Origin of the sequence: Kitasatospora sp. NPDC093558 (assembly GCF_040683475.1) — a bacterium.
Lineage (GTDB): Bacteria > Actinomycetota > Actinomycetes > Streptomycetales > Streptomycetaceae > Kitasatospora.
Map to the genome: position 1 here is coordinate 1 of NZ_JBFBDY010000112.1, position 17505 is coordinate 17505.

The following is a 17505-nucleotide window of genomic DNA, read 5'->3' on the forward strand; positions in this document are numbered from 1 at the left end:
GCCCCGAGCACGTCTCGGCCGGCGCCCTGGCCGGCTTCGCCGCCGCCGAACTCGCCGCCGGGCGCGAGCTGCTGCCGAACGTGCCGCTGTACCTGCGCCGCCCGGACGCCCAGGTCCCGGCGGCCTACAAGACTGTTCTGGGGGGCAAGGCGGTGCTCCCGGCGTGAAGCACGGCACCACCCTGCGCCCGATGCGCTGGTGGGACATCGAGCCGGTGATGGAACTGGAGCTGCGGCTCTTCCCCGAGGACGCCTGGTCCCACGGGATGTACTGGTCCGAGCTGGCCGAGACCCACCCCGGCGGCACCCGCCACTACACCGTGGCCACCGCCGCGGACGGCACGATCGTCGGCTACGCGGGACTGATGGCGATCGCCGGCGAGGGTGACGTCCAGACCATCGCCGTCGACGAGCGCCACCAGGGCGCCGGCCTCGGCGCGGCGCTGCTCACCGACCTCATCCGGGAGTCCGCCCGGCGCGGCTGCGCCGAACTGCTGCTGGAGGTGCGGGTGGACAACCCGCGCGCCCAGCGGCTGTACGAGCGCCACGGCTTCCAGCCGGTGGGCATCCGGCGCGGCTACTACCAGCCCGCCAACGTCGACGCGCTGGTGATGCGCCTCGACCACCCCAGCACCGACAGCACCGACCCGAAGGACATTGAGGACCCCCGCCATGGCTGACGAACCGCTCGTCCTCGGCATCGAGACCTCCTGCGACGAGACCGGCGTCGGCATCGTGCGCGGCACCACGCTGCTGGCCGACGCGGTCGCCTCCAGCGTCAACGACCACGCCCGCTTCGGCGGCGTCGTCCCCGAGATCGCCAGCCGGGCCCACCTGGAGGCGATGGTCCCGACCATCCAGCGCGCCCTGGACACCGCCGGAGTGAAGGCGAGCGACCTGGACGGCATCGCCGTCACCGCGGGCCCCGGCCTGGCCGGCGCGCTGCTGGTCGGCGTCAGCGCCGCGAAGGCGTACGCCTGGGCGCTGGACAAGCCGCTGTACGGGGTCAACCACCTCGCCTCGCACATCTGCGTCGACCAGCTGGAGCACGGCCGGCTGCCCTCGCCGACGATGGCGCTGCTGGTCTCCGGCGGGCACTCCTCGCTGCTGCTCAGCGAGGACATCACGACCGACGTCCGCCCGCTCGGCGCGACCATCGACGACGCGGCCGGCGAGGCCTTCGACAAGGTGGCCCGGGTGCTCGGCCTGGGCTTCCCCGGCGGCCCGATCGTCGACCGCACGGCCCGCGAGGGCGATCCCAAGGCGATCAGCTTCCCGCGCGGCCTGAGCGGCCGGAACGACCCGGCGTACGACTTCTCGTTCTCCGGCCTGAAGACCGCCGTCGCCCGCTGGGTGGAGGCCAAGCGCCGGGCCGGCGAGGAGGTGCCGGTCGCCGACGTGGCGGCGTCCTTCCAGGAGGCGGTCACCGACGTGCTCACCCGCAAGGCCGTCAGGGCGTGCAAGGACAACGGCGTCGACCACCTGATGATCGGCGGCGGGGTCGCGGCCAACTCGCGGCTGCGCGAGATGGCCCAGCAGCGCTGCGACCGGGCCGGGATCCGGCTGCGGGTGCCGCGTCCGGGCCTGTGCACCGACAACGGCGCGATGGTGGCCGCGCTGGGCGCCGAGATGGTGTGGCGCGACCGTGCGCCGTCCGCCTTCGACCTGTCGGCGGACTCCTCGCTGCCCGTCACCGACGTCCACGTCCCGGCGGCGGACCTCCACCACGGCGACCTGCACGGCCAGGCGTACGACGCCCTCGGCGGCGGTGCCGCGTGACCGTCGCCGCGATGTGGGAGGCCCGGGCGGCGGACGGCCGGGGGGCCGAACTCGCCGCCTGGGCACGGGAGACGGCGATCCCGGCGCTGCGCGGCTCGGCGGGCCTGGAGCGCCTCGAACTGCTCTCCGCCCCCGGCGAGCGCGTCCTGCTGATCACCTGGTGGAGCTGCGAGCCGCTGCCCGTCGCCGACCCGCCGGCCGGACTGCTCGGCCGTCCGGTGCACCGCTGGTCCTTCACCAGCGACCACGTCGAGCAGGCCGGTCCGGGAACCACCCGCCCGCCCGCTACCGTGCATAGCTGAGGAACGGCGGACGGACCAGGAGCGCGGTGCGGTGAAGCAGCAGGACGGGCGGAACAGGACCAAGGCGTACGCGGCGGGGGCGCTGGCCCTGCTGGCCCTCGCCACCGGGTGCGGCGGCAACGGGGACGGCGGCGCCGCCGCTCCGGCGCCCACGAGCGCGGCCCCGGCGGGGGCCCAGCCCTCCGGCGGCGCCGCGCCGACGGCCGCGGCCAGTACGCCCGCGGCGGCGCAGGCCGCGGGCGACGCGGCGTGGGCGAAGTGGAACCTCAAGCCGCTGGCCCCGGCCCCCGCGCCGCCCGCCGACAAGCCCGTCAAGCTCGAACGGACCGGCACCGTACCGGTGTTCAGCGACGTGAAGACGAGCGACAAGGTCGTCTTCATCACCATCGACGACGGCGCCGAGAAGGACCCGAAGTTCGTCGAGATGCTGACCGACCTCAAGGTGCCGATCACGATGTTCCTGACCAAGGACATCGTCAAGAACGACTACGGCTACTTCAAGCCGCTCCAGGCGCTCGGCAACCACATCCAGAACCACACCGTCACCCACCCGGTGATGAGCAAGCTCCCGCCGGAGAAGCAGAAGTCCGAGATCTGCGACGACCAGGCCGCGCTCACCCAGCAGTACGGCACCGCTCCGCTGCTGTTCCGCCCGCCGTTCGGGGACGGCGCCAACACGCCGACGCTCAACACCTCGGTGCAGGAGTGCGGTCCGCGCGCGATCGTGCTGTGGCGCGAGTCGATGCAGATCCACGACATGCAGTACCAGGCGGCGGACAAGAAGCTGAAGCCCGGCGACATCATCCTGGCCCACTTTCGCGGCCCCAAGGAGCTCAAGGGCGCCACGATGACCCAGATGTTCGGCGAGCTGCTGGCCCGGATCCAGGAGCAGGGCTTCTCGGTGGCGCGGCTGGACGACTACATCCAGCCGCCGGCGTAGTCCTCCCGCCCGGTCAGACCGGCTGACCGAGCATCATGAGCGGGCCGTGGTCGGTGCGGCTGAGGATCACCGTGACGGAGTTCGGCCCGGAGGGCTTGAGCTGGCGGCGCAGCTCCTCCGGGGTGATCGCCATCCCGCGCTTCTTGATCACCACGGTGCCGACGCCGCGCTCGCGCAGCAGGGCCTTCAGCTTCTTGATGTGGAAGGGCATGACGTCGGTCAGTTCGAAGGCGTGCGCGTACGGTGTCGGGACCAGCTCGTCCGACGTCAGGTAGGCGATCTTCGGGTCGATCAGCCGCCCGCCCACCTGCTCGGCCACCTCGGCGACGAGGTGGGCGCGGATCACGGCGCCGTCCGGCTCGTACAGGTAGCGGCCGACCGGCCCGGCGGCGGGGTCGGGCAGGTCGCCGCCGGTGAGGCTCGCGGCGTGCGGCAGGAGCGTCGCGCGGTGCGGGTGGGCGGCCTTGGTGCCGAACCAGAGCACCGCCTCCTTCACGTCCCCGTGGTCGGAGACCCACTCGGCCTCGGCGTCCTCGGGGACGGCCTCGTGCGGGATGCCGGGCGCCACCTTCAGCGCGCCGATCGGGGTCCGGCGGCCGGCCTCGATCGCCCAGGACAGCGGCGGGGCGTACGCCTCCGGGTCGAACACCCGGCCGCGCGCCGTGCGCCGCGCCGGGTCGGTGAACACCGCGTCGTAGCCGGTGACGTCCACCTCGGCGACGTCCGCGCAGCGCACCTCGACCAGGTCGGCGAGGCCCAGCGCGGCGGCGTTGGCGGCGGTGGCCGCGCAGGCCGCCGGGTCCTTGTCGACGGCCAGCACCTCGATCCCGGCGCGGGCCAGCGCCAGGACGTCCCCGCCGATCCCGCAGCACAGGTCGGCCAGCCGGCGCACCCCGAGCGCGGCGAAGCGCTGCGCGCGCCACTCGGCGACGCTGCGGCGGGTGGACTGCTCGACGCCGTTGGGCGTGAAGTACATCAGGTCGGCGTCCGCCCCGAACTTCGCGCGGGCGCGCTGGCGCAGTCGTGCCTGCCCGAACGCCGCCGACACCAGGTCGGCCGGGTGCTCGCGCCGCAGCCGGGTGGCCAGCGCGAGCTCCTCCTCGGGCGTGAACTCGCGCAGTGCGGCGAGCAGGTCCTGCCCCTCGGGCGTCAGCAGCGGCTGGAGGTTCTCGGTGTCCACGGGGCCATTCTCGCCGGTCGGGCGGTGTGGGGGAGGCCGGTCAGCCGGCGCGGAGCGCGGTCCGGCAGGCGGTCGGACCGGCGGTCGGGTCACCGCCAGAGGACGCCGGAGGAGAGTACGGCCGGTACGACGAGCGGCGAGAGCGCGGCGGCGACCGGGAGGAACCGGTAGCCGGAGCGCCGACTGCGCACGGCCACCAGGACGCCCGCCACCAGGGCGACCACCGGGCCGGCCATCATGCCGATGCCGAGGAACGCCCACGCGCTTCCGTCCCCGTCGTCCCCGGTGCCGGGGCCGCTGCCGAGGCAGGCGACGACGTAGAAGACGACGAACGGGAGCAGTCCGCCCAGCAGGGGCAGTGCCAGCAGGGCGAGGGACGCGTCCTTGAGCCGGGCCGGGCCGACGCGCATCGGGATCGAGGTCATGGCAGGAGTCTGGCCGCCGGGCCCCGCGCCGCACATGAGTACGGCTACTCATCCGTAGCCTGAGGCCCCGGGGCGCGTCGTTGGCACTCTGGTTGACTGAGTGCTAACACGGGCCTATGGTCGTCCTTGGCACTCTCCACCAGGGGAGTGCTAACGCGAAGAGGCGTGTCTGACCCCCGCGACGGCAGGCTCGCAGGTTCGCCACTTACCCGTTAGAAAACCCCGTAATCTCCGAAGGGGAGCTCGGACGTGACCACCAGCAGCAAGGTTGCCATCAAGCCGCTCGAGGACCGCATCGTGGTCCAGCCGCTCGACGCCGAGACCACCACGGCCTCCGGCCTGGTTATCCCGGACACCGCCAAGGAGAAGCCCCAGGAGGGCGTCGTCCTGGCCGTCGGCCCGGGCCGCTTCGAGGACGGCCAGCGTCTGCCGCTCGACGTCGCCGTCGGTGACATCGTCCTGTACTCGAAGTACGGCGGCACCGAGGTGAAGTACCAGGGCGAGGAGTACCTCGTCCTCTCCGCCCGCGACGTTCTCGCCATCATCGAGAAGTAAGTCGTTCCGACCCGCCCCGGATCCGTGTCCCAAGTGACAGGGGCCCGGGGCGTGGTCGTCGGTTCACGTAGTTCGGCGGCCGGTGGGCCGGCCGCAGCCCCGAGGGAATAGGGAACATGGCGAAGATCCTGCAGTTCGACGAGGACGCCCGCCGCTCGCTGGAGCGCGGTGTCAACAAGCTGGCCGACACCGTCAAGGTGACCATCGGCCCCAAGGGCCGCAACGTCGTGATCGACAAGAAGTTCGGCGCCCCGACCATCACCAACGACGGTGTCACCATCGCCCGTGAGGTCGAGCTGGACGACCCGTACGAGAACCTTGGCGCGCAGCTCGTCAAGGAGGTCGCCACCAAGACCAACGACGTCGCGGGCGACGGCACCACCACCGCCACCGTGCTGGCCCAGGCCCTGGTCAACGAGGGTCTGCGCAACGTCGCCGCCGGTGCCGGCCCGGCCGCCCTGAAGAAGGGCATCGACAAGGCCGTCGCCGCCGTCTCCGAGCACCTGCTCTCGGTGGCCCGCGAGATCGAGGGCAAGGACGACGTCGCCGCCGTCGCGTCCCTCTCCGCGCAGGACACCCAGGTCGGCGAGCTGATCGCCGAGGCGATCGACAAGGTCGGCAAGGACGGTGTCATCACCGTCGAGGAGTCGAACACCTTCGGTGTCGAGCTCGAGTTCACCGAGGGCATGCAGTTCGACAAGGGCTACCTGTCGCCGTACTTCGTCACCGACGCGGAGCGGCAGGAGGCGGTCCTGGAGGACCCGTACATCCTGATCCACCAGGGCAAGATCTCCTCGATCCAGGAGCTCCTGCCGCTGCTGGAGAAGATCCTGCAGGGCGGTGCCTCCAAGCCGCTGCTGATCATCGCCGAGGACGTCGACGGCGAGGCGCTGTCCACCCTCGTGCTGAACAAGATCCGCGGCATCTTCAACGCCGTCGCCGTCAAGGCCCCGGGCTTCGGCGACCGCCGCAAGGCGATCCTCGGCGACCTGGCCACCCTGACCGGCGGCACCGTGATCTCCGAGGAGGTCGGCCTCAAGCTCGACCAGGCCGGTCTGGACGTGCTGGGCAACGCCCGCCGCGTGACCATCACCAAGGACGAGACCACGATCGTCGAGGGTGCCGGCGACGCCGACGCCGTGGCCGGCCGCGTCGCCCAGATCAAGGGCGAGATCGCGGGCACCGACTCCGACTGGGACCGCGAGAAGCTGCAGGAGCGCCTGGCCAAGCTGGCCGGCGGCGTCTGCGTCATCAAGGTCGGCGCCGCCACCGAGGTGGAGCTGAAGGAGCGCAAGCACCGCCTGGAGGACGCCATCTCGGCGACCCGTGCCGCGGTCGAGGAGGGCATCGTCGCCGGCGGTGGCGCCTCCCTGGTGCACGCCGCCAAGGTGCTGGAGGACGGCCTGGGCCTGTCGGGCGACGAGGCCACCGGTGTCGCCGTGGTCCGCAAGGCGCTGCACGAGCCGCTGCGCTGGATCGCCCAGAACGCCGGCCTGGAGGGCTACGTCATCACCTCCAAGGTCGCCGAGCTGGAGGCCGGCCAGGGCTACAACGCCGCCACCGGCGAGTACGGCGACCTGGTGAAGGCCGGCGTCATCGACCCGGTCAAGGTCACCCGCTCCGCCCTGGAGAACGCCGCCTCGATCGCCTCCCTGCTGCTCACCACCGAGACCCTCGTGGTGGAGAAGAAGGAGGAGGCCGCGGACAACGGCCACTCGCACGGCGGCCACGGCCACTCGCACTGAGGCCCCTGAAGCACACCCGAGGCCCGGCCCGCTCCCTCTCCTGGGGGCGGGCCGGGCCTCCGGCGTTCGGACCGGCCGCTTGAAGAGGTGTCCGGCCGCTTGAAGCCTCAACTATCAGGGGAATTTTGTGTTCGGCAAAGATTGCCTTATAACTGAAGCATGATCGAGGCCCGCCACCTGCGCGTCCTGCGTGCCGTCGCCCGCACCGGCTCCTTCTCCGCCGCCGCCCGCGAGCTGGGCTGCACCCAGCCCGCCATCAGCCAGCAGATGAAGGCCCTGGAGAAGTCCGTGGACACCCCGCTGGTGGTCCGCTCGGGCCGGGGCATGCAGCTGAGCGAGGCCGGACGGGTGCTCCTCAAGCATGCCACCGGGATCCTGGCCGGGCTGTCGGCGGCGGAGGAGGAGGTCGCGGCGATCGCCGGGCTGCGCGCCGGACGGGTGCGGCTGGTGTCCTTCCCGACCGCGAGTTCCACCCTGGTGCCGCCCGCCGTCGCCCGCCTGCGGGACGGCCATCCGGGGGTGCGCGTGTCGCTGGTCGAGGCGGAGCCGCCGGAGTCGCTGGCGATGCTGCGCGGCGGCGAGTGCGAGATCGCGCTGGCCTTCCGCTACCCGCAGTCCGAGGGCGGGAGCGCGCTCCCGGCGCCCGCGCACGGCACGCCGCGCGAGGCGCGGGCCGAGGCGAACCTGGAGGCGCAGCAGCTGAGCGCCGGCACCGACTGGTCCGACCTGGTGGTCACGCCGCTGCTGGACGATCCGCTGGTGGGCCTGCTGCCGGCCGCGCCCCCGCTGGCGGGGCGCGGCGGCGCGGTGGGGCTGGCCGAGCTGGCGGGGGAGCAGTGGATCGCGGGCTGCCCGCAGTGCCGCGGGCACCTGGTGGAGCTGTGCGCCGGGGCGGGGTTCGAGCCCCGGATCGACTTCGCGACGGACGACTACCCGGCGGTGGTCGGCCTGGTGGCGGCCGGGCTCGGGGTGGCGGTGCTGCCGCGGCTGGCGCTGGAGTCGGTGCGCCCTGACGGGGTGTCGACGGTGCCGGTGCGGACGGCCTCGGGGGCGCCGGCGGTGCGGCAGGTGGTCGCACTGACCCTGCCGGACCTGGCCGAGGTGCCGGCCGTGGCGCTGATGCTGGAGCGGCTGGCCGGGGCGGCCGGGGCCCGCTGAGGCAGTCGCCGGGGCCCGCTGACACAGGGTCATCGACGAAGGTCTTGAGGCGCCGCGAAGAAACGTTTCTTCACGGCGCTGCGTCGGCGTGGCGCTAACGCTGGGCGACCGTCGGCGCGACCAGTGGGACCTCCACCAGCCGGTGCCGCGAGCGCCCGAGCATCTCCTCGCGCTCGTCCTCCGTCATCCCGCCCCAGACGCCGTACGGCTCGCGGACCGCCAGTGCGTGGGCCGCGCACTCGGCGATCACGGGGCAGCGGGTGCAGACCTCCTTGGCGCTGGCCTCGCGCGAGCTCCGCGCGGCCCCGCGCTCGCCTTCCGGGTGGAAGAAGAGCGAGCTGTCCACGCCACGGCAGGCTGCGGAGAGCTGCCAGTCCCAGAGGTCCGCGTTGGGACCGGGGAGGCGGGAGAAATCTGCCATGACTCATTCCCTTCAGAGGCTCGTCGGCCGCGGGCCGGCCCCCAGCGGAGCTCGCTGCGGGCGTGGCGGGGCGTCGATAGCACTGGTGTGGACACCTGGAAATATGACTTAAGGCAACTCCATGGACAAGTCACCCACAGAGTGGCACAACAGTCAATGACCATACGAAAGCTATAAAAACGGGCGAAGTGGGCATGGACTTTCGCGGGCGCGGACGTGGCAATCGGGTGGCCCGAGGGGCGCGCGGAGCCCCGCGCCGGTGTGCGGGTCGCACGCCGACCGCGCGCGAGCTGCACAAAAGTGCGGCGTGTGCACCGCGATGCGGCTGATCGGTAATGGGTTGGCCACGTACAGTGGTGGAGATGGCCCTGAAGGCCGTAACTCATTCGAGTGACGGTCGTTGGAAGTGCGGAGGCGGTTAGCGGGCGCCGGACGTCGGGAACGATCGCGGGGAACTTGAGGCGATCAGCACGGACTCTGACGCCGATCGGCCGTGTCGGAGAGGTTCGTACCAGCCAGGAGGCTCAACGTGACGCGGATCAGCTGCGGAGGACGACGGTCATGACTTCCGTTCTCGTTTGCGACGATTCCCCGCTCGCCCGCGAGGCGCTTCGCCGCGCCGTCGCGACCGTACCCGGTGTGGACCGGGTCACCACCGCGACGAACGGGGAGGAGGTCCTCCGCCGCTGGGTGGCCGACCGCTCCGATCTCGTGCTGATGGATGTCCGGATGCCCGGTCTCGGCGGGGTCGAGACGGTCCGGCGGCTGCTGTCCGCCGACCCGGGCGCGCGGATCATCATGCTCACCGTCGCCGAGGACCTCGACGGCGTCGCGCTCGCGGTCGCCGCCGGCGCCCGCGGGTACCTGCACAAGGACGCCTCGCGCGCCGAGCTGCGGGCCACCGTCACCCAGGCCCTCGCCGACCCGACCTGGCGGCTGGCCCCGCGCCGGCTGCGCAGCCCGGACATGGGCGCGGCGCCGACCCTGACGGCGCGTGAGATCCAGGTGCTGGAGGGCATGAGCCACGGCCGCAGCAACGCCGAGATCGGCCGCGAGCTGTTCCTCTCGGAGGACACCGTCAAGACCCACGCCCGGCGGCTGTTCAAGAAGCTCGGGGCCTCGGACCGCGCCCATGCGGTGGCGCTGGGCTTCCGCTGGGGCCTGGTCCGCTGACCGCAGGCGCCGCCGGCCCAGGCGCGCCGCCGGTGTTTCCGGGGACGGGCGCCGCACGGGCGTGTGACGTTACGGTCCCGAGGTTGCACCATGGAGTGGTGGAGCACCTCGGGGACCAGCGGACAGGCACTGCGGCGAACCACGCAGCCGCAGGACACTCGGCGAACGGCGCGACGGACGGGACCACCGACGGCGGCGGGGCGGGAGGCGGCACGGTGCAGGAGGGGCCGGTGGTGCGCGGCGGCACGCCGCGCGGTGCCGCAGCGCATAACGTTCCGGTGCACAACTCCGGACGCGGTGCCGCGTTTTCCCGTTCGACCAGGCACCATGGACCGATGCGTGACGACGTCGCCGGTGCGGCCGGCCAGGCGGACCCGGGGGAGGCCGAGCCCTCCGGCCCGGGTGGCGATCCGTCGTACGCCGAATCCGGCCGTGCGGATGCGGTTTCCGGCCGGACCGGTGCCGCTGTCGCCGGCGAGGCCGGCCCCGGCCGTCCGCCCGTGCTCGGCGGCGGTGGATCGCCGCTGGTGGGCGAGCTGGTCGCGGCCGCCGTCCGCGGCGAGGGCCCGGCCATCGACGCGCTGCTCGCGTACGTCCACCCGCTGGCGTTGCGGTACTGCCGCGGCCGGCTGGTCCGGCTGCCCGGCGGTGCCCGGCACCACGTGGACGACATCGCGCAGGAGGTGTGCGTCGCCGTGCTGTGCGCGCTGCCCAGGTACAAGGACCAGGGGCGGCCGTTCGAGGCCTTCGTCTACGGCATCGCCGCGCACAAGATCGCCGACCTGCAGCGGGCCGCGATGCGCGGGCCCGCCTCGACGGTGGTCCCGCAGGACGACCTGCCGGAGGTGCCGGACGAGGCGCTCGGCCCGGAGGAGCAGGCGCTGCTCAGCAGCGACGCCGCCTGGGCCAAGGAACTGCTCTCCAACCTGCCGGCCCGTCAGCGCGAGCTGGTGCTGCTGCGGGTGGCCGCCGGGCTGTCCGCGGAGGAGACCGGCGAGGTGCTCGGCATGTCGCCGGGGGCCGTCCGGGTCGCACAGCACCGGGCCCTGAGCCGGCTGCGGGCCCTCGCGGAGGAGTCCTCCTGACCCCTGCCGCGGGCGCGGCCGGAATGGCTCATGGGCGGCTGGTGTTGTCAAGGGCACACGAGGACCACAATCCCGGTGCCAGTACCATGGGGTATCGGCGCCTGGGCAGGTTGCCAAAGTTTCACGGGTGCGAACGGGATTCCCCTGGAGGATCCTCCAAACATCACCCGGCTTTCGGCCGTCTGCGCGAGTGAGCGATGAAGGCGCGCCCCCACCCTCAGGGCGTGTGCGGATCAAAAGGCCGGCCACGGAAGGTACCCCCGAAATGTCTTACAACGCCGCAGGCGTACCCGAGAAGTTCGCGATGCTCGGGCTCACGTTCGATGACGTCCTGCTGCTGCCCGGGGCCTCCGAGGTGCTGCCGAACCAGGTCGACACCTCCTCGCGGGTCTCCCGGAACGTGCGCGTCAACATCCCGATGCTCTCCGCCGCGATGGACAAGGTCACCGAGGCCCGGATGGCGATCGCGATGGCCCGCCAGGGCGGCGTCGGCGTCCTGCACCGCAACCTGTCGGTCGAGGACCAGGCCAACCAGGTCGACCTGGTGAAGCGCTCCGAGTCCGGCATGGTCACCGACCCGATCACGGTCGGCCCGCTGACCACCCTGGCCGAGGCCGACGCGATGTGCGCCAAGTTCCGCATCTCCGGCGTGCCGGTCGCGGACGAGGCGGGCAAGCTGCTCGGCATCGTCACCAACCGCGACATGGCCTTCGAGTCGGACCGCAGCCGCCAGGTCCGCGAGATCATGACCCCGATGCCGCTGATCACCGGCAAGGTCGGCATCTCGGGCGAGGACGCGATGGCGCTGCTGCGCCGCCACAAGATCGAGAAGCTGCCGCTGGTCGACGACGAGGGCCGGATCAAGGGCCTGATCACCGTCAAGGACTTCGTCAAGGCCGAGAAGTACCCGAACGCCGCCAAGGACGCCGAGGGCCGTCTGCTGGTCGGCGCGGCCGTCGGCGCCAGCGCCGAGGCGTTCGACCGGGCCCAGGCCCTGGTCGCGGCCGGCGTGGACTTCCTGGTCGTGGACACCTCGCACGGCCACAGCCACAACGCGCTGGCCTGGATCGAGAAGATCAAGTCGGCCGTCAAGGTCGACGTGGTCGGCGGCAACGTCGCCACCCGCGACGGCGCCCAGGCGCTGATCGACGCCGGCGTGGACGGCGTCAAGGTCGGCGTCGGCCCGGGCTCGATCTGCACCACCCGCGTGGTCGCCGGCATCGGCGTCCCGCAGATCACCGCCATCTACGAGGCCGCCCAGGCCTGCCAGGCGGCCGGCGTGCCGGTCATCGGCGACGGCGGCCTGCAGTACTCCGGCGACATCGGCAAGGCGCTGGCCGCCGGCGCCGACACCGTCATGCTCGGCTCGCTGCTGGCCGGCTGCGAGGAGTCCCCGGGCGAGCTGCTGTTCATCAACGGCAAGCAGTTCAAGTCCTACCGCGGCATGGGTTCGCTGGGCGCCATGCAGAGCCGCGGCCAGGCGAAGTCCTTCTCCAAGGACCGTTACTTCCAGGCCGACGTCTCCTCGGACGAGAAGCTGATCGCCGAGGGCATCGAGGGCCAGGTGCCGTACCGCGGCCCGCTCTCGACCGTGCTCTACCAGCTGGTCGGCGGCCTGCGCCAGACCATGGGCTACGTCGGCGCCGCCACCGTCGCCGAGATGGAGAGCAAGGGCCGGTTCGTCCGGATCACCTCGGCGGGCCTCAAGGAGAGCCACCCGCACGACATCCAGATGACCGTCGAGGCGCCGAACTACTCGTCGCGCTGATCGTCCGGACCTCCGAGGGGCCCGTCGCTGTCCGCAGGACGCTGTTGGTACCAACAGCGTCCTGTCCGCAGCGGCGGGCCCCTCGCGCGCGTCCGCGGGCCGGGCCGTCGGGGCGTGCACACCTCCTGTACGGGATACTGGGGGCGGCCGGGGTGACCCGGCGGGCATGAGCAACACAGCAGAAGGGCTCGAAGTGACTGAGATCGAGATCGGGCGAGGCAAGCGCGGCCGCCGGGCGTACGCCTTCGACGACATCGCCGTCGTCCCCAGCCGCCGTACCCGGGACCCGAAGGAGGTCTCGATCGCCTGGCAGATCGACGCCTACCGCTTCGAGCTGCCGTTCCTGGCCGCCCCGATGGACAGCGTGGTCTCGCCGCAGCAGGCCATCGCCATCGGCCGCCTCGGCGGCCTGGGCGTGCTGAACCTCGAAGGCCTGTGGACCCGCTACGAGGACCCGCAGCCGCTGCTCGACGAGATCGCCTCGATCACCGACGAGGCCGTCGCCACCCGCCGCCTCCAGGAGATCTACGCCGCGCCGATCCGCGCCGAGCTGATCAAGCAGCGGATCCAGGAGGTCCGCGAGTCCGGCGTGGTCACCGCCGCCGCGCTCTCGCCGCAGCGCACCGCCGAGTTCTCCAAGGCCGTCGTGGACGCCGGCGTCGACGTCTTCGTCATCCGCGGCACCACCGTCTCGGCCGAGCACGTCTCCAGCGCCGCCGAGCCGCTGAACCTCAAGCAGTTCATCTACGAGCTGGACGTCCCGGTCATCGTCGGCGGCTGCGCCACCTACACCGCCGCGCTGCACCTGATGCGCACCGGCGCGGCCGGCGTGCTGGTCGGCTTCGGCGGCGGCGCCGCCCACACCACCCGCAACGTGCTCGGCATCCAGGTGCCGATGGCCACCGCCGTCGCGGACGTGGCCGCCGCCCGCCGCGACTACATGGACGAGTCCGGCGGCCGCTACGTGCACGTGATCGCGGACGGCGGCGTCGGCTACAGCGGCGACATCCCGAAGGCCGTCGCCTGCGGCGCGGACGCGGTCATGATCGGTGCCGCGCTGGCCCGGGCCACCGACGCGCCCGGCAAGGGCTTCCACTGGGGCATGGAGGCCGTCCACGAGGAGCTGCCGCGCGGCAAGCGGGTGGACCTCGGCACGGTCGGCACCACCGAGGAGATCCTCACCGGTCCGTCGCACACCCCGGACGGCACCATGAACCTGTTCGGCGCGCTGCGCCGCGCGATGGCCACCACCGGCTACACGGAGCTCAAGGAGTTCCAGCGGGTCGAGGTCACCGTCAACCCGGCGCTCGACCACCGCTGAGGTGTGCGCTGACGAGGGCCCCCGCCGTGTGTGGCGGGGGCCCTCGTCGTGTCACAGGCTCTAGGGCGTGTTTCAGAAGTGCCCATGGTGAACTCGTTGATGGCGGGTCCGATGTGTGAACGGTGTCTCGTGGCGGTCGCGGGCGGGTTCAGTGTTGGGCGACAATCGTCGGGTGACTGAAGCCAGCGTGGTGCACGTTTTCCTCTCGCGCGGCCGGTTCTCGTCGTTTGAAGACATCCGCGACTACGTCGATGAGGGGTGGTCAGAGGACGGGGATGCGGAGCCATCCGTTTTTACGTTAGAGGCTGGGATTGCCGAGCTCGAACCGATGTGCGTCGAAGCCATCCACGCCCAAGACGACGGCCACCTCGCTCCGGTTGCCCCTGAGGTGCTCCTTCGAGAGGCCTCGTACGCTGACCAGTGGCTGCCACAAGTGGAGTCAACCGAGCTGGCCGATGCTGCGATCTGTGTCTTCGCTCCCAACGTGGTCACCAACCCGCACGGCACCTCTCTGCACTACCTCGGCCGGTTTACCTATCGCGCCTGAGGGTCTCTCAGTGAGAGTGGTCACAGCCACTCATTGATGGCCGCGACCAGCACGGTTGCCTCGTAGCGGACGGCGAGTTTGTCGTACCGGGTCGCGACCGCGCGGTGGCGCTTGAGGCGGTTGATCCCGCACTCCACCGCGTGTCGCTCCTTGTAGTCGTCCTTGTCGAACTTTGGTGGCCGGCCCCCGCGGGAACCGCGCTTCCTGCGATTCGCGATCTGGTCGCGCTTCTCCGGGATCGTGCATCCGATACCTCGTCTGCGCAGGTAGACGCGGTTCGCGCGGGAGCCGTACGCCTTGTCGGCGCGGACCTTGTCCGGCCGGGTGCGCGGCCGTCCCGGGCCGGGCCGGGGCACACGGATGCGGCCCAGGACGACCTGGAACTGCGGGGAGTCGCCGCGCTGTCCGGCCGTGATCACGAGCGACATCGGCTTCTGGGCCTGCTCGACCGCCAGGTGGATCTTGGTGGTCAGTCCGCCGCGGGAGCGTCCGAGCCCGTGGTCGTCGGGCTCAGTGAAGACGCCGCCGGGTGGCTCGACCTGCAGATCCCCCTTTTGCGGCCGCCGGCCGCGTGCTGGTGCGCGCGGGCGATCGTGGAGTCGACGGAGATGTCCCAGGTGATCAGGCCCTTCGCATCAGCTTGCGCTTGGAGCTGTTCGAAGATCCGGGGCCACGTGCCGTCGCGCTGCCAGCGGCGGAACAGCCCGTACACCGTCTCCCATGGCCCGTACCGCTCGGGCAGATCCCGCCACGGTATGCCCGTGCGGGTCCGGAACCGTATCCCGTTGATCAGCTGCCGCTTGGTATGCAAGGGCGGCCGACCAGCCTTGATGCCCTGCGGCAGCAAAGGTTCCAGCACCACCCACTGGGCGTCTGTCAGATCTCCCCGAGCCATGGAACGTGATCATCGCACGACCTTGATCCACTTCTGAAACAGACCCTAGCTGCGGACGGCGGTGCGGCGGGTGAGGATGAAGCCGCCGATCAGCGCTATGCCGTAGAAGGCCAGGTCCAGCGGGCGCAGGTCGGTGCGCCACGCGGCCAGGACGTTGTGGGCGACGACGCGCAGCGGGGTGCCGGACAGGCCGCGGGAGCGGAGTTCGCGGCCCTGGAGCAGTAACTGGCCGAGGAAGAGCGCGCCGGCCGCGAGCAGCGCCCCCAGCAGGGGCAGCACCCGGCTGCGGCCGCCGAGCCGGCCGAGCGGCCAGGAGACGGCGGCGGCCGGGGCGATGGCCAGCCAGCCGACGCTGTCCTCGGCCCGCAGCGGCGCGCAGCCGTAGGCGAGGGCGCCGAGGAGCATCGCGGTGACCGCGACGGTGGCGGCGAGCCCGACGCGCCGACGCGGGCGACGGCGGCGGGCGGCGGGGACGACGGGTTCGTATCCGGCCACCGGGACACCGGGCATTCCCGGCGCGACGTAGCCCTCCGGGGCGCCGACGGCGGGCGCCACCGTGTAGTGCTGGGCGGTTCGCGGACGGCCCGACTGTTCGTCAGTGCCCCAGGCGGGTGCGGTCATGGGTGTCGGATCCCCCCGGAAAAGACGGTGAGCTGCCGCACCGTAACAGTGTTCGGGACGAATCTTGGCGAGTTTTCGATCACAGATCGGGCACGGAGAGCCGGGGTTGCTGCGGTCCGTCGCACCCCGGGGCGGGGGCCGGGTGGTCGAGGGCCCCGTGGACAGGGGATGATGGAGGCTTGGCGTTCGGGCCCAGACGCCGGGCCGATGCAACGTCACCTCGACCGCCAGCAGCACATGGGGGAACGTTTCGAATGACCCAGGCGCAGGGTTCCACCGGCCGACTCCTGGCCGGACGCTACCGGCTGAACGCGGTCCTCGGGCGCGGCGGGATGGGCACCGTCTGGCGGGCCGAGGACGAGATGCTGGGCCGGATCGTCGCGGTCAAGGAACTGCGCATGAACGCCAGCGTCGAGGAGGAGGAGAAGCACCGGCTGATCGTCCGTACGCTGCGCGAGGCCAAGGCCACCGCGCGGATCCGGCACAATTCGGCGGTCACCGTCTTCGACGTGGTCGAGGAGGACGACCGGCCGTGGATCGTCATGGAGCTGGTGGAGTCCCGCTCGCTGGCCGACGTCATCAAGGAGGACGGGCCGCTGGCGCCCGCCCGGGCCGCCGAGATCGCGCTCGACGTGCTGGGCGTGCTGAGCGCCGCGCACGCGCTGGGGATCCTGCACCGTGACGTGAAGCCGTCGAACGTGCTGATCGGCGACGACGGCCGGGTGGTGCTCACCGACTTCGGCATCGCCAGCGTCGAGGGCGACGCCTCCGTCACCTCGACCGGCATGCTGGTCGGCGCGCCCTCGTACATATCCCCGGAGCGGGCGCGCGGGCAGAAGCCCGGGCCGCCGGCCGACCTGTGGTCGCTGGGCGGCACGCTGTACGCGATGGTGGAGGGCCGGCCGCCGTACGACCGCGGGTCGGCGCTGGCCACGCTGACGGCGGTGATGACCGAGGAGCTCGTCGCGCCGAAGAACGCCGGGGCGCTGCTGCCGGTGATCGAGGGCCTGCTGGAGAAGGACCCGGCCGACCGGCTGGACGCCTCGCAGACCCGGTCGATGCTCAAGCGGGTCGTCGCCGAGGCCACCGCCAAGGCCGAGTCGACGACCGAGCACGCGATGCCGGTCAAGGCGGCCGCCGGTGCGGCGGGTTCGGCCCCGGCCGGGACGGTCGACGAGAAGGCCGAGGAGCAGCCGCCGGCCCCCGACGGCACCGCGAAGCGGACGATCGGCGGGCTGCTCGGGACCGTCCGGGTCGGCAGCAAGGCGAAGGACCAGGGGCCCGCGGCCGCCCCGGCGGTGGCCCCGGTGGCGGAGCCGGCCCGGCCCGCGGCGCCGGAGACCGAGCCGATCCGGCCGGTGACCAGCGAGTGGACGCTGGGCGCGACGCAGGCCGCGGGCGCCGACCCGCGCAAGGGCCGGCGGCGGCTGGCCGTGGTGACGATCGTCCTGGTGCTACTGCTGATCGCCGGGATCGTCGCGGTCGTGAAGGCCGTCGGCGGCTCGGACGGCAGCACGGCGCACGGCGCCGGCGCGACCTCGCCGGTCGCGGCCACCACGGAGGCGACGCCGAGCGGGTCCTCGGCGCCGAC

The 17505-nt window shown here is 72.2% G+C and carries 18 protein-coding genes; 13 read left to right on the plus strand and 5 right to left on the minus strand.

Going from position 1 to position 17505, the window contains the following annotated elements:
- Positions 1 to 190: 190 nt before the first annotated feature.
- Genes rimI through AB0O00_RS14195 form a run of 4 tightly spaced genes read left to right on the plus strand, consistent with a single transcriptional unit; the run spans position 191 to position 3020 of the window.
- Entirely contained in the window at positions 191 to 679 is a 489-nt protein-coding gene (gene rimI / locus AB0O00_RS14180; protein ID WP_363651533.1) for a ribosomal protein S18-alanine N-acetyltransferase, read from the plus strand.
- A complete protein-coding gene (gene tsaD, locus AB0O00_RS14185; protein ID WP_363651508.1) occupies positions 672 to 1778 on the plus strand; it encodes a tRNA (adenosine(37)-N6)-threonylcarbamoyltransferase complex transferase subunit TsaD in 1107 nt (368 codons plus the stop codon). The genes rimI and tsaD overlap by 8 nt, the downstream gene beginning before the upstream one ends.
- Positions 1775 to 2080: a hypothetical protein gene (locus AB0O00_RS14190; RefSeq protein WP_363651510.1), complete on the plus strand. Its 306-nt coding sequence runs from the start codon at positions 1775 to 1777 to the stop codon at positions 2078 to 2080. Before tsaD ends, AB0O00_RS14190 begins: the two co-directional genes overlap by 4 nt.
- Positions 2081 to 2111: 31 nt before the next feature.
- Complete coding sequence (locus AB0O00_RS14195) at positions 2112 to 3020, plus strand: polysaccharide deacetylase family protein (RefSeq protein WP_363651512.1); 909 nt, start codon at positions 2112 to 2114, stop codon at positions 3018 to 3020.
- 13 nt (positions 3021 to 3033) lie between these two features.
- Here the strand turns inward: AB0O00_RS14195 and AB0O00_RS14200 are convergent, their stop codons facing one another.
- Positions 3034 to 4200, minus strand: coding sequence for a class I SAM-dependent methyltransferase (locus tag AB0O00_RS14200; protein ID WP_363651514.1), 1167 nt, complete (start codon positions 4198 to 4200; stop codon positions 3034 to 3036).
- Between the two features lie 89 nt (positions 4201 to 4289).
- Complete coding sequence (locus AB0O00_RS14205; RefSeq protein ID WP_363651515.1) at positions 4290 to 4625, minus strand: hypothetical protein; 336 nt, start codon at positions 4623 to 4625, stop codon at positions 4290 to 4292.
- Between the two features lie 249 nt (positions 4626 to 4874).
- Between AB0O00_RS14205 and groES the strand changes: the two genes are divergently transcribed.
- From groES to AB0O00_RS14220, 3 genes are all read left to right on the plus strand, one after another.
- The gene (groES, locus tag AB0O00_RS14210) at positions 4875 to 5180 is read left to right on the plus strand and encodes a co-chaperone GroES (protein WP_014136232.1); all 306 of its coding nucleotides are present in this window, start codon (positions 4875 to 4877) and stop codon (positions 5178 to 5180) included.
- A 116-nt stretch (positions 5181 to 5296) separates the two neighbouring features.
- The gene (gene groL, locus AB0O00_RS14215) at positions 5297 to 6925 is read left to right on the plus strand and encodes a chaperonin GroEL (protein ID WP_363651517.1); all 1629 of its coding nucleotides are present in this window, start codon (positions 5297 to 5299) and stop codon (positions 6923 to 6925) included.
- 159 nt (positions 6926 to 7084) lie between these two features.
- A complete protein-coding gene (locus tag AB0O00_RS14220; protein ID WP_363651519.1) occupies positions 7085 to 8083 on the plus strand; it encodes a LysR family transcriptional regulator in 999 nt (332 codons plus the stop codon).
- Positions 8084 to 8177: 94 nt separating this feature from the next.
- Here the strand turns inward: AB0O00_RS14220 and AB0O00_RS14225 are convergent, their stop codons facing one another.
- Positions 8178 to 8504: a WhiB family transcriptional regulator gene (locus tag AB0O00_RS14225; RefSeq protein WP_359962339.1), complete on the minus strand. Its 327-nt coding sequence runs from the start codon at positions 8502 to 8504 to the stop codon at positions 8178 to 8180.
- 561 nt (positions 8505 to 9065) lie between these two features.
- Here AB0O00_RS14225 and AB0O00_RS14230 point away from each other — a divergent pair.
- The 5 genes from AB0O00_RS14230 to AB0O00_RS14250 all read left to right on the plus strand — a co-directional run bounded on the left by AB0O00_RS14230 (position 9066) and on the right by AB0O00_RS14250 (position 14398).
- Positions 9066 to 9677 (plus strand): response regulator transcription factor, encoded by a 612-nt coding sequence (locus AB0O00_RS14230; protein ID WP_014136228.1) that lies wholly within the window; start codon positions 9066 to 9068, stop codon positions 9675 to 9677.
- A 524-nt stretch (positions 9678 to 10201) separates the two neighbouring features.
- Complete coding sequence (shbA, locus tag AB0O00_RS14235) at positions 10202 to 10762, plus strand: RNA polymerase sigma factor ShbA (protein WP_359962468.1); 561 nt, start codon at positions 10202 to 10204, stop codon at positions 10760 to 10762.
- 265 nt (positions 10763 to 11027) lie between these two features.
- Positions 11028 to 12530: an IMP dehydrogenase gene (gene guaB, locus AB0O00_RS14240; RefSeq protein ID WP_363651522.1), complete on the plus strand. Its 1503-nt coding sequence runs from the start codon at positions 11028 to 11030 to the stop codon at positions 12528 to 12530.
- A 193-nt stretch (positions 12531 to 12723) separates the two neighbouring features.
- Complete coding sequence (locus AB0O00_RS14245) at positions 12724 to 13851, plus strand: GuaB3 family IMP dehydrogenase-related protein (RefSeq protein WP_363651523.1); 1128 nt, start codon at positions 12724 to 12726, stop codon at positions 13849 to 13851.
- A 172-nt stretch (positions 13852 to 14023) separates the two neighbouring features.
- Positions 14024 to 14398 carry a hypothetical protein gene (locus tag AB0O00_RS14250; protein ID WP_363651525.1) on the plus strand — a complete coding sequence of 125 codons (375 nt, stop codon included), beginning with the start codon at positions 14024 to 14026 and terminating at the stop codon, positions 14396 to 14398.
- Positions 14399 to 14418: 20 nt separating this feature from the next.
- Here AB0O00_RS14250 and AB0O00_RS14255 read toward each other — a convergent pair.
- Together AB0O00_RS14255 and AB0O00_RS14260 are read right to left on the minus strand one after the other, a co-directional pair.
- Positions 14419 to 15293, minus strand: a protein-coding gene (locus tag AB0O00_RS14255; RefSeq protein WP_363651527.1) for an IS5 family transposase whose coding sequence is annotated in 2 segments (ribosomal slippage) — positions 14419 to 14946 and positions 14949 to 15293 — 873 coding nt in all. Because the reading frame shifts where the segments join, the coding sequence is not laid out codon by codon here.
- Positions 15294 to 15338: 45 nt separating this feature from the next.
- Positions 15339 to 15914, minus strand: a complete 576-nt coding sequence (locus AB0O00_RS14260) for a hypothetical protein (protein ID WP_363651529.1) — start codon at positions 15912 to 15914, stop codon at positions 15339 to 15341.
- Positions 15915 to 16168: 254 nt separating this feature from the next.
- Here AB0O00_RS14260 and AB0O00_RS14265 point away from each other — a divergent pair.
- A partial coding sequence (locus AB0O00_RS14265) for a serine/threonine-protein kinase (protein WP_363651531.1) occupies positions 16169 to 17505 on the plus strand: 1337 nt, incomplete at its 3' end.